The organism is Mesorhizobium sp. YIM 152430, assembly GCF_029210365.1.
Lineage (GTDB): Bacteria > Pseudomonadota > Alphaproteobacteria > Rhizobiales > Rhizobiaceae > Aliihoeflea.
This window is the reverse complement of sequence record NZ_JARGES010000025.1, coordinates 1-14,932: the sequence shown is the minus strand read 5'-3', so window position 1 is coordinate 14,932 and position 14,932 is coordinate 1. Positions and strand designations below refer to the sequence as shown.

The 14,932-nt window shown below is 64.8% G+C and carries 11 protein-coding genes and 1 tRNA gene; 5 read left to right on the top strand and 7 right to left on the bottom strand.

Annotation, left to right across the window (positions count from 1 at the left end):
* Positions 1-2 precede the first annotated feature (2 nt).
* Positions 3-1,436 (bottom strand): oligosaccharide flippase family protein, encoded by a 1,434-nt coding sequence (locus tag PZ895_RS07135; protein ID WP_275838329.1) that lies wholly within the window; start codon positions 1,434-1,436, stop codon positions 3-5.
* A gap of 190 nt (positions 1,437-1,626) precedes the next feature.
* On the opposite strand from PZ895_RS07135, the gene PZ895_RS07130 reads away from it, so the two are divergent.
* Positions 1,627-2,730, top strand: a complete 1,104-nt coding sequence (locus tag PZ895_RS07130) for a glycosyltransferase family 4 protein (RefSeq protein WP_275838328.1) — start codon at positions 1,627-1,629, stop codon at positions 2,728-2,730.
* On the opposite strand, the gene PZ895_RS07125 is transcribed toward PZ895_RS07130, so the two are convergent.
* The 3 genes from PZ895_RS07125 to PZ895_RS07115 form a co-directional block, all read right to left on the bottom strand.
* Positions 2,727-4,112: a hypothetical protein gene (locus tag PZ895_RS07125; protein ID WP_275838327.1), complete on the bottom strand. Its 1,386-nt coding sequence runs from the start codon at positions 4,110-4,112 to the stop codon at positions 2,727-2,729. The two genes, PZ895_RS07130 and PZ895_RS07125, sit on opposite strands and share 4 nt — an antisense overlap.
* 65 nt (positions 4,113-4,177) lie before the next feature.
* Positions 4,178-5,422, bottom strand: a complete 1,245-nt coding sequence (locus PZ895_RS07120; RefSeq protein ID WP_275838326.1) for a VpsF family polysaccharide biosynthesis protein — start codon at positions 5,420-5,422, stop codon at positions 4,178-4,180.
* Positions 5,423-5,426: 4 nt separating this feature from the next.
* Entirely contained in the window at positions 5,427-7,448 is a 2,022-nt protein-coding gene (locus tag PZ895_RS07115) for an exopolysaccharide transport family protein (protein WP_275838325.1), read from the bottom strand.
* Between the two features lie 194 nt (positions 7,449-7,642).
* On the opposite strand from PZ895_RS07115, the gene PZ895_RS07110 reads away from it, so the two are divergent.
* On the top strand, positions 7,643-8,344 hold the full coding sequence (locus PZ895_RS07110) for a hypothetical protein (RefSeq protein WP_275838324.1): 702 nt from the start codon (positions 7,643-7,645) through the stop codon (positions 8,342-8,344).
* On the opposite strand, the gene PZ895_RS07105 is transcribed toward PZ895_RS07110, so the two are convergent.
* The gene (locus PZ895_RS07105) at positions 8,337-9,113 is read right to left on the bottom strand and encodes an SDR family oxidoreductase (protein WP_275838323.1); all 777 of its coding nucleotides are present in this window, start codon (positions 9,111-9,113) and stop codon (positions 8,337-8,339) included. The genes PZ895_RS07110 and PZ895_RS07105 overlap by 8 nt on opposite strands.
* Before the next feature lie 191 nt (positions 9,114-9,304).
* A tRNA-Ser gene (locus PZ895_RS07100) sits at positions 9,305-9,394 on the bottom strand.
* Between the two features lie 413 nt (positions 9,395-9,807).
* Here PZ895_RS07100 and PZ895_RS07095 point away from each other — a divergent pair.
* Positions 9,808-10,926: a porin gene (locus PZ895_RS07095; protein WP_275838322.1), complete on the top strand. Its 1,119-nt coding sequence runs from the start codon at positions 9,808-9,810 to the stop codon at positions 10,924-10,926.
* Positions 10,927-11,238: 312 nt separating this feature from the next.
* Here the strand turns inward: PZ895_RS07095 and PZ895_RS07090 are convergent, their stop codons facing one another.
* The gene (locus tag PZ895_RS07090; protein WP_275838321.1) at positions 11,239-13,335 is read right to left on the bottom strand and encodes a lytic transglycosylase domain-containing protein; all 2,097 of its coding nucleotides are present in this window, start codon (positions 13,333-13,335) and stop codon (positions 11,239-11,241) included.
* A gap of 251 nt (positions 13,336-13,586) precedes the next feature.
* Between PZ895_RS07090 and dapA the strand changes: the two genes are divergently transcribed.
* Together dapA and smpB are read left to right on the top strand one after the other, a co-directional pair.
* Positions 13,587-14,468, top strand: coding sequence for a 4-hydroxy-tetrahydrodipicolinate synthase (gene dapA / locus PZ895_RS07085; RefSeq protein WP_275838320.1), 882 nt, complete (start codon positions 13,587-13,589; stop codon positions 14,466-14,468).
* Between the two features lie 25 nt (positions 14,469-14,493).
* On the top strand, positions 14,494-14,932 hold a 439-nt coding region (smpB, locus tag PZ895_RS07080), incomplete at its 3' end, for an SsrA-binding protein SmpB (RefSeq protein WP_275838319.1).

Below are 14,932 nucleotides of genomic sequence, written 5' to 3'. Positions count from 1 at the left end.
CCCTATGCCCGCCTCAGCCGCAAATTGGTCATCAGCATCCGCGCCTCCTGCCGATGGAGAAGGGCGACGAGCGCCAGAAAGGCTATGCCGCCGGCAGCGCCTGCTAGGACGAGACGGACGAGCACCCATTCGTCGGCCGCCCACTGCCGGACGATTGCGGTGGCGACGAAAACGCCGAGAGCGACGGCGAGCGCGCGGGCGAGATCACCGAGTGCGATCGGCAGTCTGAGCAGGCTCGACGACATGGCGATGCTGGTCAAAAGTCCGATGCCGCAGGCCGCCAGATACCCCCATGCCGCGCCGAGCGCCGCATATGTCGGGATCAGGTAGAGACTGAGCGCGATGCCGATCACGGCGCCGGGCAGCAGTGAGGCGGATTGCAGCCAATTGTGCTTGTGGGCGTGGAAGACATTGTCGAATACGAAGACCTTGAAGTTGAAGAGCACGACCGAAACGACGACGACCGGGAACACGGCAGAAGCGTCGGCATGGTAGTTCTCGGGCAGAATCAGGCCGACGATGTCGGGGCCGAGCACGATCAGGAAGGCGGCCGCCGGGAGGATCAGCATGGCGATCAAATTGAGCTGCTGGACGATGAACGCGCCCGCTGCCGCCGGTCCCCGCGTGTCGAAGATCGAAACCATTTCGGGAAATGCGCCCTGATTGATGGCATTGCCGAGAATGTCGATCGGTTGGCGCGCGAGCGCGTAGGCGGCGGCATAGACCGCGACGACGCCTGCGTCGTGGAACAGTTTCAGGAGCGGCCGTTCGATGGCGTCGAGCCCGAAGCTGATCAGTGCCAGAACGATCAGGGGCACGCCGAGCGAGAAGAGTTCGCCATAGGAAAAGCGTGCCGGACCGCGTTCGACCTGTCTGTAGGCGATGCGCAGGCCGACGATCCCGCAGGTAAGCGTGCCCAGGCTGGTGGCGAGCGAGGCGGCGAGGAAGGTCGGCTCGACAAAGATGATCGCCGTGATCGGCAGGACGATGACGCAGATCGAGCGCGCGAATTCCATCATCGTATAGGTGACGCGTCTCTGCTGCATCTGGAGAATGCAAAGCGCATGGCGCGAGACGCTGCCGGCGACGATGTAGGCGGATACGGCAAGGGCGAATTCGCCAGCGCGCTCCGGGACGATCAGCATGGAGGCGAAGATCGCGACGAGGATGGCGGCGGCGGAAGTGCCGATGAGAACGGTCGTCGCGCGTTTGAGGCTGCCGGATGCAATGGTGCCGGTGCCGCCGAGGCGCAGAAGCGCGATGCGCAGCCAGTTCGACACGGCCGCATCCGTCATCTCGCCGATCGCAACGACGAGCGCAAGAAGGCCATATTCCGTCTGGCTGACGAGCCGCGTCGTGACGATCAGAAGCAGGATCGCCGAGATGCGCGGCAAAAGGATTGCCGGCAGATAGATGATCGTGGATCGGATCAGCATGAGGATGCGCGCGCCTGTTCGATTTCGGCTGCACGTTACGGGAGATCAGCCAAGTAATGGTGAACGACGCCGGCTTTCGGCGAGTTGGGTTACCAAGCCGTTGACCGGTGACGGCAAGGCGCGACGATGTCGTTAGCGGTCTGCAAATCGTTTGGCGTTAGGGTCCATCCGATCTCTGCAGGAGCCGGCCATGAACGTTCCGCCACGCATTGCCTATTGCGGACCGATCGCCCGACCGGGCGAACCGGCGCGGGGCGGATATGAATCGGCCAATCGGCGGCTGATCGACGACCTGCGCGGCCATGGGCTCGCGGTGATCGAATATCCCTATGCGCCCGAGCGGCTTACGCCTGCCGGCAAGGCGCTCGCCTATGCCTCGAACTTCGCCGGAACGGCAGCGCGGGTGCTGGCCGAAGCGGGACGATTCGACATTCTCCACATCACACCGCTGCGCCGGCACTTCATCCTGCCCGAGGCGGTGATCTGCATGAATGCGAAGGCGCGTGGCCGAAAGATCGTGGTTGACATCCGTGCCGGCTGCTTCATGCGCGAGATGTCACGGCCCGGAGCCATGCGCGCGCGCGCGGAGGCCCAGCTTCTGCGCCGCGCCGATCTGGTGACGGTGGAGGGGCTCGAATATGTGGAGTTCGCAGGACGCTTCACCGATGCGCCCGTCCACTATCTGCCGAACTACGTATCGCAGGGACCGGGAGGTCTCGAGCCCGGCGCGCCGGTCGGTCCGGTCCGGCTCGTTTTCCTGGCGCGGATCGTGCCGGAAAAGGGCATCGAGACCGCAATCGAGGCGGTGCGTTCGCTCGTCGCGACGGGACATGACGCCACGCTCGACGTGCTGGGCGGGGCATCGCCCGACTATGCCAGGCGCCTCGATGCGCTCGCGGACGGATTGCCGGTGACGTTCCGCGGCGCGATCAAGGCCGAGGATGTGCGCCGGACGATCCGGGGCGCGCATTTCTTCATCTTCCCGACACGCCATGACGGGGAAGGTCACTCCAACGCCCTGACCGAGGCGATGGCGGAAGGGCTCGTGCCGCTTTGCGCCGACAATGGCTTCAACCGGTCGATCGTCGCCCAGTGCGGCCGGATATTCGAGAAACAGGACGGTGGCGAGGCCTATGCGCAGGCCGTGCGCGAAATCGTTGCGAGCGGTGAGTGGTCCGACCTGTCGCGCCGGGCAGCCATGCGCATCGCGCAGAACTACACGGCCGAGACGGTCGTTCCAGGATTGATCGAGCGCTATCGCGACTTGATGGAAGGCGCGCGAAAGGCCGCCTAGACCTTCAGGCGCTGGTCGATGAACGGACGCTTGCCGTTCTTGCTCGCCATCAGCGTGCGTACCTTTTCCAGCCGGAACTGGATGGCCCTGCCGGCCTTGTGCTGAAGGGTGGCGGCGATGCCCTCCGCCTGTTCCGTCGTGCCGCTTTCGCTCAGTACGTATTTCATCACGCAGACGCCAGGCGTGTCCTGATAGAACTGGAATTCGCGGATGCCCTCGAAGAAGGCCGGGTCGGAAGGCGTGAAGTCGGTCGAGACGACGCGCCGGCCTTCGTGGTCGACGAGCCAGGCGGGTTTGCGCCGCGGCGTGATCTGCGCCACGCGCATCCGCCAGCCGTTCTCGCGCATGGCGGGCCGCACCAGCTTCGCGCGGTCTTCCGTGTCGTAGCGGATGAACGGCATTCCGCGCGTGATGAACGAGGTGCCGACGAGGCGTCCCTCGCGACCGGGTTCCGTGATCGGGGCGCCCGTATCGTCGACGAGTTCGGCGATGCCGTAGAGCGGTTCGCACTCGTAGGTGCCCGGCTCGCTCTCGATCTCGCCGGCGAAGATCGCCTTTTCGCTCATGCCGTAGAAGGGCAGGATCGCGGCATCGCCGAAGGCGGCGCGGATCGTCTCGCGCTGATGGGCGAAGATCGGCTCGGAGATCGGAAACACGCCCTTGAGCGGCAGGTCGAGCCGGCGTCCCGATGCAAGCATGTGGCGCGCGAGCATTTCCATCGCCGAGGGGAAGCCGTGCAGGTAGCGGATGTGGCGCCGGTCGATCAGGTCGAGATAAAGGTCCATGTCCTGCGGCGTCATCGGGAAGACCGACAGGCGCAACTCGCCAAGCGCGGCTTCCCATTCGTGGATGAAGCCCTTGCGGTCGTAGAGATAGGCATCGCGCAGCATGGCGCGCGGCTCGCCCGCCTGAAAGCCGCACCGGCTCCAGACATGGTGGATGAATGCGATCTCGCGCACCGAGCGGTCGCGGTCGAGATAGAAGCCGAACGGCGCTTCGCCGTTTGATCCGCTGGTGTTGCCGGCGTCGAGCGTTGCTTTCGGCACGGCGAGCGCGCTTGTCCCCGCCTGCATCAGGTCATCCTTCGTCAGGACGGGCAGGCGGGAAATGTCCTGTGGTTCAAGCCGGACATCGCTGCCGATGATCTTGGCGTAGAACGGGCTTTTCGAGGCGATGGCGAGGAGTTCGGCAAAGGCGCGCCGGCGCTCGGCATCGGCAAAGCCGGGATCGTGGACGCTGCGGGCGATGTTGCCGCGCCATGTGCGGTAGGCGCTGCCATATTTCAGTGACGTCGGGACCATCGCCATGAACGGCGCGATCGACCGGCGCAAACCGACCGGACTGCTGACATAGGCACTGCGCGCAATGTCCAGAAGGCGCACGCTCTTCTCCGCCGTGATGAATCCTTGGATCGGGAATACAGGGATCGGCTTAAGGAAGGTTGAAGTCAGCGCCGGGCGGCAGGCCGCTGCATGAAGGCGACCAGCATGACGACGACCATCGTGACGGTCGGCATCTTGGTGGACAAATGGTTGTTGGACAGCGCGACGAGGAAGAAGATCGCGGTTGCGATGGCGGCCGCGCGCCCGTTGAGCCGCAGGAGATGGGCGAAGAGAACGACGATAAGCGCGGTGAACAAGAGCGCGCCGGGAAGCCCGAGCTGGAACGTCAGGATGACGGGCGTGCTCTCGATATAGGCAAGATCGAGCCGCGTCTCGACGATGTTCTGGATGTGGGCGATGTCGGTTCCGCCGAGAATGTCGCCCCATGAGACATAGGTGAATACGCGGTAGACATCGAGACGCGCCATGGCGCTTTCGTCGATCAGACCGCCTTCGAAGCGGTCGAGAAATCCGGCGCCGACCAGAAGGCCGATGACCGGCAGTGTCGCGATGACCGCAAAGGCGAAGACCATCAGTTTCATCGACGCCTGCCGGGCAGCGTCGACATGCAGCCACCGTGTCAGCATGAGGCAGGCGAAAATGGCGAGGGCGGCCATGATCGTTGCGGTGCGCGCACCGGCCGCAGCCGTCCCGACGAGCAGCAGCAGCGCGCCGAACAGCTTGAACGCAAGCCCGAAAGGGCTGGCGACCAGAAAGCCGATGCCGGTTGCGAGCATCAGTCCCTGATTGAGCGGGTGGCCCATCAGCCCGGTCGGGCGAAACTGCAACTCGCCGACATCATAGGGGAGAAAACGCGTTCCCGATCCGACCTCGAGAATTCCGATCACGGCGCTCGCCAGAAGAACGATCAGCATCCACTGGCCGGCGATCCGGCGCATGGCGAGCGGCAGCATGAAGAGGAGGAGGCCCGCTGCGGCGGCCGCGACATAGGAATCGATCAGATATCCGGCCGAGCCGCCGCGTCCGATGGCGACGAGGCAAAGCGCGATGGCCAGAACCCAGAACCCGAAGGAGATGAGGGCGCGAAACGGCGCGACTTCCCACAATTCGAGGCGGATCGGGCGGAACAGCGGGACGAGCGCGGCAATGGCCAATAGCGCATAGGTGCCGAAATGGATCTTCTCGTAGATCGCGCCCTTCTCGGTCGTGTATTCGACGAACTCGTTCATCAGCGGGTTGGTGATGAGCACACGAAGCGAGATCGCGCCGATGATCACGGCGAACAGGAACAGCCATAGCGACCTGTCGCGTTCGCGTCCGAACGCACCGGAGATGGCCGCGTCGCTCATCCGCTCAGCCCCGCACGATCCTGGCGAGGAGCGGTGCCGGGCCGACGGGAGTGGCGTTGTCGCCTATGGCGATCGCCCCGTCGTGACGGATCGCTTCGCCCGGTGCCGTGTCGACGATCACGAGATCGAAAGCCTGGCCGGATGTGCCGACCCAGCCGGCAATATCGAGATCGCTTTGCGTGTCGCTGGCGCCGATGGCGTTGAGCCCACGTGGCAGGAAGGAGAAGCCGGCCGCATCGACGGCCAGCGCAAATTCGGGCTCGAAGCGGCGCAACGAACGGACGTCGTTCAATCCGGGATGACGTTCGAGCCCGAAGGCGGCGGTCAGCGGGTTGTCCGATCGGGACGCATCGACCAGCAGCACTTTGCGGCCGGTCTTGGCGGCGGCGATCGTGGTGTTCAGCGCGGCGAATGCGCGGTCGTCCGCGTCCTTGCCGGTGATGGCGATACAGGCGACGGGGCCGGCGGTGGGCACACGGCCGATCAGCCCGGCGATCTCGAAGAAGGCCGGCGCCTGGCCGCGCGTCGCAAGAAGCGCCATCTCGTCATCCGTCCGGGTCGGGCGGGCGAGACGGAAGACGGGCGGCGCTGCCGCGCGGGAAGGGGAGCGGCGCTGGACGGTCGTGGCTCCTGTCTGGTCGAACTGTTCGCGCAGCATGGCGAGGCCGACCCCGAAGAGGAAACCGAAGGCGAGCGCGCCGCCTGTCATCATGGTGCGCGGTGGACCGGCCTTTTCGAGCGGTGCGAGCGCTGCGGCGATGATCTGCGGGTTTTCCGGATTGACCGCCTGTTCCTGTTCGGAAAGCTGGCGCGTACGCAGCAGGAACGCCTCGTAGACGAGCCGGTCGCTGGCGGCGGTGCGTTCGAGCTGGCGCAACTCGACGCTCGACTGGTTTTCGGCCGTGACCGTTGCGCCGGCCGCTGCAAGCTGGGCTTCGAGGCTGGCGAGATTGGCGCGCGAGCGGGCGAGCCGCTGGCCGACGGATTGAGCGAAGCGGTCGAGTTCCGCATCGAGTTGACGGCTGACCGACTGGGAACGCGTGCGGGCAAGCTGGTAGGAGGGATGGCGCGCGCCGAGCGACGAGGCGAGCGTTTCCTCCTCCTCCCGCGCCTCGGTCAAACGCGCGCGAAGCGTCACGATCGCGGGCGTCAGATTGGTTTCGGCGACCGAACCGAACGAACTTGAATCCGCGCGCAGCCGCGCGACCTCCGCCGCCAGAGCCTCGTCCTCGGCGATCCGCGCTCCGACGCGTGTGATCTCGGTCGTGATGTCCGCCAGTCGCTGCTCGCCGATGCGCCGGCCATCGGCATCGATGATGTTGTTGGCGACCTTGTAGGCCTGAACGGCGCGTTCGCCGTCTTCCACGCGCTCGCGCAGCCGGTCGAGCTGGGCCGAGAGGCCATCCGCCGCACGGCCCACCGCTTCCGCGCGCGTGTCGGCGCGTCGCTCGACATAGGTCTGGGCAATCGCGTTGGCGAGGCGGGCTGCTTTTTGCGGGTCTTTCGACTTTACGGATGCTTCCACGACGAAGCTCGCCTCGTTGAGCGTCACGTTGAAATTGCGCTGCAATGCGCGAAGCGCGATCCGCTCCGGCGGCACGGCGCTGGACGAAGCCGGGAAGAACGACGCAAGAAAGCCGGGAGGCGGAACGCCGAATTCCTCGTCGCGCGCCAGTCCTTCGCGCTCGATGACTTCCATCAGAACCCGGTTCGAGCCCATGATGTAGGCTTGGTTCTGCGCGTAGATGAGAGCGGTCTGCTCCGAGCGACCGTTGGTGGCGAGTTCGCCTTCCAGAACCTGCATACCTTCCGGGTCGACGAGCACCTGCGCGCTCGCCCAGTAATAGTTGGGAATCGCAAGCGACACCGCTGCGGCGAGAACCGGAAAGGCGACCGTCGGAACGGCGATCCACAAGAGCCGGCGACGCAGCGTGCGCAGCAGTGCGGCGAAATCGAAGATAGTGACCTTGCCGTCGTCGTGAATGCCTTGCGGCTGGCCGGCGCCACCGAATGCCACGTCGCTCATCCTGCCTCGCTCGTCGATAGGGCGCGATGCGCCGTCAGTTCCGTGCGCGCAAGGCTAAGGGACACTCCTTAAGAAGATGTTCACCATGACGGACCGCACAATTCGAAGCGTTAACCCTTCATTACCCATGTGGATTTAGGTTCTGATGGCCGCAGACGCGCGTCTGCCGGTTCGAGGACGGACAGAGCATGGCAATGGCGCGATTTGCGGACAGGTTTCGGCGCAGGGAACCGGCACCCGATAGCTCGGCGCCGCGCGCCCCCGCATCGCTTCTCTCGGTCGAACCGGAGATCGAGACGGAGCCCTTTCCGCAAGTCGTCGAAACGACGCCGAAGCCGGCACCCGAAGCGCCAGGCGCCACGCGACCTCCACTCCTGCGCCGGTTGGCCGGCGAAGACATGCAGCCGAAAAAGAGATTTGGGCTGGGTTCGGCAGGCAAGGACGACGACACCATTCTGGCGGCGTCTCCGTCACGCAGCCGCGCCACATTGCGCACAGCGCGCCTCGGCGGCTGGATCGCCCGTTTGACAGGGGAAGGCGCGGCGGGTGAGCGGGAAGACGCCGCGATCGACCAAGAGGCTTTCGAGGACATTCGCCGGCAGATGGACCGGCCCGAGTCTCATGCGTCGGCAGTCGACCTGCACGACGCCGAAAAGCGCCTGACGCTGGCTCTGTCGAAGGCCGGGTGGCTGGCCGAGGAAATCGCCAGATGCAATGCCGCGCTCGAACAGGCGCGAGGGCTGATTCGCGACGAGGAGCTGAAGCTCGCCCGCCTGCGCGGTCTTCGCGAAGGAATAAGCGGTCAGACGGAGCCCGGTCGGACCGACCTCGATCCCATCCAGCAGACGCTCGAAAGACTCCGCCGGATGGTGAGCAGCCTCGACGAGCCTAGATGATCGTCGGCACCGCGACGCCGTCCATCGTGATCGATACGCCGGAAACGTAGCTCGCCCGGCCCGAGGCGAGGAAAACCACCGCATCGGCGATTTCTTCAGGCCGCGCATAACGGCCGAGCGCGATCCGCGACACCCCGCGCCGGCGTGCTTCTTCGACCGTGATGCCCTGCGCTGCCGCGTCGGCGGCAAGCCCCTCCGCGACGCGATCGGTCTCGGTCAGGCCCGGATTGACGGCGAGCACCCGAACGCCGCGTCCGGCATAGGCATTGGCAAGACCCGCCGTGGCGAGCATCAGCGCCGCATTGGCCGCACCGCCGGCGATGTGGATCGGCGAGGCGATCTTGCCGCCATTGCCGATGACATTGACGATGACCCCGGCGCCGCGCTCTGCCATCCGCTTCACGACGGGGTCGATGACGTTGACGTAGCTGAAGAACTTGGCGTCCATCGCGGCGCGGTAATGGTCCGGCGAAAGATCGTCTGCCGGGGTGCGCCGCGCCGAGCCGGCACTGTTGACGAGTATGTCGACCGGCCCGCCGACCGCCTCGGCCTCCATAACCGCGCGCACGGCCTCTGCGGCATGGGCAAGATCGGCCGCGACGAGACCGACATCGCCGAGGATCGAAGCTGCCTTTTCAAGGTTTTCGCGGCTGCGCGAGACGATCGTCACCCTGGCGCCTTCGTCCAGGAACGCCCTGGCGCAGGCAAGCCCGATGCCCTTCGATCCTCCGGTGACGAGCACATGACGTCCGGTGATGCCGAGATCCATATCATCCTCTCCCATATCGCTTGCGCGCGAGCGCCCGCCGATTCGCCGACCGCCGCCGCGAGCGCCCCGACCCTGCAATCTGATCGCACCTGCATACAGAATCGCAAAGTAGGCAACGCGGCGGGCTTGTCCATGCCGGGCGAGAGCCTGGAGGGCAGTCCTGATCGGGAAAAATAAAGCAGCGCCGAAAATGGCGGAGAGGAAGGGATTCGAACCCTCGAGACCCTTCCGGGTCTACTCCCTTAGCAGGGGAGCGCCTTCGACCACTCGGCCACCTCTCCGGTGAACCGGTCGATAAAGAAGTCGGTCCTCACAATCAATACGGACAATCCCTCGAAGCGCGGAAAAACGACTCGAAACGGGCGATTCGCCCGGACATGATCGATTCCATCCGTCGCGGCAGGCGTTTATGAGCACGTTCGGGCCTGCGCTCGCGCCACAGCTATTAATAGAGCGTAAAGGCGATGGGGTAAAACGTGGCTTTTGTGCAACAAGCCTATTCCATAGGGGTGCATGAACGTCCCCGACGGTGCAAACGCGGTTGATCGGGGAGCGGTCCTGCGTATTGTCATGATCGAAGAAGGGGCGGCGAAACACGCTTCCTTTTTCTGAGATTGGGGATGGGGCAGGGAAACGCTGTCCTTCAGCAAAAAGAGCCCAGACCCGCTAAACAACTTTTGACTGGAGGTCAGAAATGAACATTAAGAGCCTTCTTCTCGGCTCCGCCGCAGGACTGGTTGCCGTTTCCGGTGCCCAGGCTGCCGACGCCATCGTTTATGCCGAGCCGGAGCCCGTCGAGTACGTTCGCGTTTGCGACATGTACGGCGCCGGCTTCTTCTACATCCCGGGCACCGAGACCTGCCTTCAGGTTTCCGGTCTCGTCTGGTACCAGATGGGTGCGACCGACGAAGCTGGCAACTATCACGGCTTCGCTGCCGACCGCTGGAACAAGTCGACCCGCGCTCGCGTCAACTTCGACGCCCGTTCGGACACCGAATGGGGCACGCTGCGCGGTTACCTCCGCGTTCAGGCTGACTTCAACGCCTTCTCGAACCTGAATGGCCCGCTCACCAGCCGCACCGGTTCGTCGGACGGCCGCGGCAATGTCGGCTTCGATCAGGCCTTCCTCGAACTCGGCGGCTTCCGCGCCGGTTACACCGAATCGGCCTGGGTTGCCTCGCAGGGCGCCGGCGTTGCCCAGTTCGGCTCGCACTCCTGGGGTGGCCTCTCCTATGGCTACCAGCAGCGCCAGCTGGTCTCGTACACCTTCGGCGGCGCATCGGGCTTCGCAGCCACGATCTCGCTCGAAGACGATGCGAACAGCAACTACACCCCGGATGTTGTCGGCGTCGTGTCGTACAACCAGGCATGGGGCGGCGTCTGGGCAAAGGCTGCCTATGACGAAGACCGTGGCTTCAACAACCTCGAAGTCAACGATGGCGGCTGGGCTGCTCAGGCTGGTATCCAGCTCAACGTCCCGAACGCACCGGGCTCCTCGTTCCGCCTGATCGGCTACTATGCCGACAACGCGAATGCCTACTCGGTCGGCTCGGAATGGTCGGTCCTGGCCTCCTACCGTCAGCAGTTCTCGCAGACCTTCGCTGCTTCGGTCGGCGCCCAGTACTTCAACGACATCCACAACTTCACGCCTGCTCTCGGCACCAACACCGGCCTCGACGGCTGGCAGGCTGAAGCGTCGCTGATCTGGACCCCGGTCACGAACTTCGAAGTCCGCGCTGAGTATGTCTACACCGACATCGACCTGCGTCCTTCGACGAACTCGGGCTTCCTGCGTCTGCAGCGCTCGTTCTAAGACCGAGCTTTCCAAAGCTTGAATGGAGAACCCGGCGGGCAACCGCCGGGTTCTTTTCGTTTGTGACGGACATGCGATATCCGCTTTAGGCCGGCGGGCATCTCGAAATATTGAACTTGCCCGATGATGATGATTGCCGGACCGAAGACGCTTGCCGCAGACGGGCATTTCCGCAGGACGGCACGAACGCGACGCGTCGGGTCGCGCGTGAAGTCGCGTCGGGAGGGGATATGCCTTCCACTTTCGTCCGACCCGACAGAAAAAGGGCGGACCCGAAGGCCCGCCCTTTGCGATCGTCACTTCGTCAAATGGTCAGCGACGTCCGCCGACCAGATCGGCAACCACGTCGGTTCGCCCCGAAAGGCGCATCTTGTAGACCTGATAATTTTCCATAACCCGCTGCACGTAGGAGCGCGTCTCGTGGAACGGGATGCGCTCAATCCAGTCCACCACGGCATCGATGTTCTGGCCGCGCGGATCGCCATAGCGGCCGACCCACTGGGCGGCACGGTTCGGGCCGGCATTGTATCCGGCGAAAGTCAGGATATAGGAGCCATTGAAGCGGTCGAGTTGTTCGCCGAGATAGGCGGCGCCGAGCGCGGCATTGTATCCGGCGTCACGGGTCAGGCGCGCCTGATCGTAGGAAACGCCGACCTTGCGCGCCATGTCGCGGGCCGTTCCGGGCAGCAATTGCAGGATGCCGAGCGCGCCTGCGCCGGAGCGGGCGGAAATGTTGAACTCGCTCTCCTGCCGGGCAATGGCATAGGCGAGCGCCTTTCCGGCGGCCGAGATGTTGGCATTGCCCGGAATGGCGCCGACCGGATGGGCGAGCGCGCCGACGTCGAGGCCGCGGCCGGCCGCCCACTTGCCGACGCGCAGCGCCAGCGGATGGTCGCCGCGCCGCTCGGCCATGACGGCGAGCAGGGCCAGTTCTCCGATGCTGTCGAGTTGCAGCGCCAGATCGCGGTAAAGCGTGTTCGCCCGGCCCTGGTGGCCGGCGCGCTCGAGGCGGCGGATCGCCTGCACCGCCTGGCGCCCCTCGAAATTGCGGCGGTCGGCATCGGTCGGAGACGGGAAGCTGGCCGAGATCGTCGTCGCGCCGAGCTTCGCGGCGGCAAGCTGGCCGTAGAAGGCGGTGCCGTAGCGCGCCGCACGCTGGTAGTGGTCGCGCGCATTGCCCGGACCGCCGGCGTCCGCGGCGCGGCCGAGCCAGTAATGGCCGCGCGACAGCGAGATCGGCCCTTCGGCGATCTGGACGATACGGGCAAAATGGCGGCTTGCCGTTGCCGCGTCGTTGAGGAAGCGCAGCGCGTACCAGCCGGCATGGAATTCCGCGTCCACCGAATTGGCCGGGCTTTCGGCGGGCTGAGCGGCCGCGACCTGATAGGCGAGTCGGTTCTCGCCGATGTCGATCAGTTCTCGCGACAGGACGCGCCGCTCGATCCACCACGCATCGGCATTGACGAGGGAAGCGGCGTCCTTCGGCGCCTGAAGAACGACTTGCGCCGCTTCCTTGTAGCGCTCGGCACGGCGAAGATGGCGTGCCTGCGCGAAGTAGAATCCGGCCTTGCGCTGCGCCTGCGGCACGGCGGCGAGAAGTTTTCCGGCGCTGGATTCGCCGCGGATGACGGCGGCCCAGGCACGCGTTAGCGCCTCGCCGCCTGCGAGCCCCGCAACGCGCTCGGCCGAAGTGATCCGGTCGATGTGGAGCATCCGTTCCATGCGGTGCCAGTGGTCGGCCGCAGTGAGCAGACGTCCGAATTCGCGCACCATCGCCGCCTCTTCGCGCGGCTCGATGCGCTCGTTGCGCCAATAGGGCGCAAGAACGGTTTTCGCGGCCTGCGTATTGCCGACCGCCAGATGCGCGCGGGTCAGCGCGATGATGCCTTCGGGCGTTTCGGGCTGCGTATCGCCGAAGGCACGCAGGACACCTTGCGGGCCGGGATTTTCGCGCAGCAGCGCGCGCTCGGAATTGGCGCGCAGACGCGACATGCCGGGCCAGCCCTTGAGCGCGAATGCGGCCTGCGCGATTTCACCCGAAGGCACACCGTCCGCGCCGCTGGTGGCGATCGCCCAGGCAAGAATCTGGCGGTCCAGCGAATTCGACGGCAGGTTGTCGCGCGTCAGGCGCGCGCGGGAGATATTGCCCGATTGCAGGGCGTCGAGACCGGCTTTCAGCTTGGAAACATCGCCGGTCACGACGAGTTCGGTCGCCATCGCCGCGGCCGACTGCGCCACGACCGAGCCGGTCGTGAAGGCATTGTCGACGCCGCTGGCCGCTGCCTGATAGGGCCGCTGGCCGGGAATCGGCGGATTGGAGGGCAGTACCGGATTGGCAAACGCGAGCCCTGGAACAAGGGCGAGGGTCAAGCCGGTAAGCGCGACGCGGGTCCTGAGTTTTGCCTGCATTCTTTCGGTCCTGGGTCGGTCTTCATGGACAGTTAGGTTAACGAGACATCCATGCTAGGGGCCGCGGGTGAAGACGACGTAAACGATTGGTTATCGTCATCGTTCGAATGCCGCGCATTCTGTCGCGCCGCGAGGCGAAATTGGGACGCGGACCGTCTCAAGACTATGGTGCATCCTTCGATGATCGTCTAGAAGGCGGGCTAAATAGCCGTTTTCTGCTTGCCGCGTGCCTTTCCAGGAGCTTCCAGATCATGTTCACAGGTTCGATGACCGCGCTCGTGACCCCGTTCACCAAGGACGGCGCCCTGGACGAGAAAGCCTTTCGCAGCTTGGTAGAGTGGCAGATTGCGGAGGGAACGAACGGGCTGGTTCCGGTCGGAACGACGGGTGAATCACCGACGCTCAGCCATGAGGAACATCGCCGGGTCGTCGAGATCTGCGTCGAGGTCGCGGCCGGCCGCGTGCCGGTGATCGCCGGTGCGGGATCGAACGCGACCACGGAGGCCGTGGAACTGGCGAAGTTCGCCGAGACGACGGGCGCGGATGCCGTGCTGGTCGTGACGCCCTATTACAACAAGCCGAACCAGCGCGGGCTCTATGCCCATTTCGCCGAGGTGGCGAAGGCGGTGAAGCTGCCCGTCATCATCTACAACATCCCGCCGCGCTCGGTAATTGACATGACGCCCGAGACGATGGGACGGCTGGCGAAGGACTTTTCGAACATCGTCGGGGTCAAGGACGCGACGGCGAAGATCGAGCGTGTCTCCGAGCAGCGCATCACCTGCGGGCCGGATTTCATCCAGCTTTCCGGCGAGGACGCATCCGCGCTTGGTTTCAACGCGCATGGCGGGCAGGGGGCGATCTCGGTCACCTCCAACATCGCACCGCGTCTCTGCGCCGAATTCCAGCGCGCCTCGCTCGCCGGCGACCGCGAGCGCGCGATCGAATTGCAGGACAGGCTGATGCCGCTGCACAAGGCGATCTTCATCGAGGCCGGCGTCACCGGCGCCAAATACGCGCTGTCGCGTCTCGGCAGGGTTCAAAATGTCGTGCGGATGCCGCTCGTCACCGTCGAGGAATCGACGGCGAAGGCGATCGATGCGGCCATGATCCATGCCGGGCTGATGAACTGATGCCTGCTTTTTGCGTTGCCGATTCATGAGCAAGGACAAGGACAACAATTCCAAGCTGGTCGCCGAAAACCGCAAGGCACGGTTTTCCTTCGAGGTGACCGACACCTACGAGGCCGGCCTGTCGCTGACGGGTACGGAGGTGAAATCGCTGCGTGAGGGCCAGGCGAATATCGGCGAATCCTATGCGTCCGCCGAAGGCGGCGAGATCTGGCTGATCAACTCGTACATTCCCGAATATACGCAAGGCAACCGCTTCAACCACGAGCCGCGCCGCCGCCGAAAGCTTCTCCTGAAGAAGAAGGAGATGGCGCGCTTGAAGCAGGGCGTCGAGCGCGAAGGCATGACGATGGTCCCGTTGAAGATCTACTTCAACGAAAAGGGCCGCGCGAAGCTGCTTTTCGGCCTGGCACGCGGCAAGAAGCTGCACGACAAGCGCGAGACCGAAAAAAAGCGCGACTGGAGCC

What these genes read in the sequence shown, in the direction of transcription:
- PZ895_RS07090 (WP_275838321.1), bottom strand. Translation starts at nt 13,335, where the DNA reads ATGCAGGCAAAACTCAGGACCCGCGTCGCGCTTACCGGCTTGACCCTC.
- PZ895_RS07115 (WP_275838325.1), bottom strand. Translation starts at nt 7,448, where the DNA reads ATGAGCGACGTGGCATTCGGTGGCGCCGGCCAGCCGCAAGGCATTCAC.
- PZ895_RS07110 (WP_275838324.1), top strand. Translation starts at nt 7,643, where the DNA reads ATGGCGCGATTTGCGGACAGGTTTCGGCGCAGGGAACCGGCACCCGAT.
- PZ895_RS07120 (WP_275838326.1), bottom strand. Translation starts at nt 5,422, where the DNA reads ATGAGCGACGCGGCCATCTCCGGTGCGTTCGGACGCGAACGCGACAGG.
- PZ895_RS07135 (WP_275838329.1), bottom strand. Translation starts at nt 1,436, where the DNA reads ATGCTGATCCGATCCACGATCATCTATCTGCCGGCAATCCTTTTGCCG.
- PZ895_RS07095 (WP_275838322.1), top strand. Translation starts at nt 9,808, where the DNA reads ATGAACATTAAGAGCCTTCTTCTCGGCTCCGCCGCAGGACTGGTTGCC.
- PZ895_RS07105 (WP_275838323.1), bottom strand. Translation starts at nt 9,113, where the DNA reads ATGGATCTCGGCATCACCGGACGTCATGTGCTCGTCACCGGAGGATCG.
- PZ895_RS07130 (WP_275838328.1), top strand. Translation starts at nt 1,627, where the DNA reads ATGAACGTTCCGCCACGCATTGCCTATTGCGGACCGATCGCCCGACCG.
- dapA (WP_275838320.1), top strand. Translation starts at nt 13,587, where the DNA reads ATGTTCACAGGTTCGATGACCGCGCTCGTGACCCCGTTCACCAAGGAC.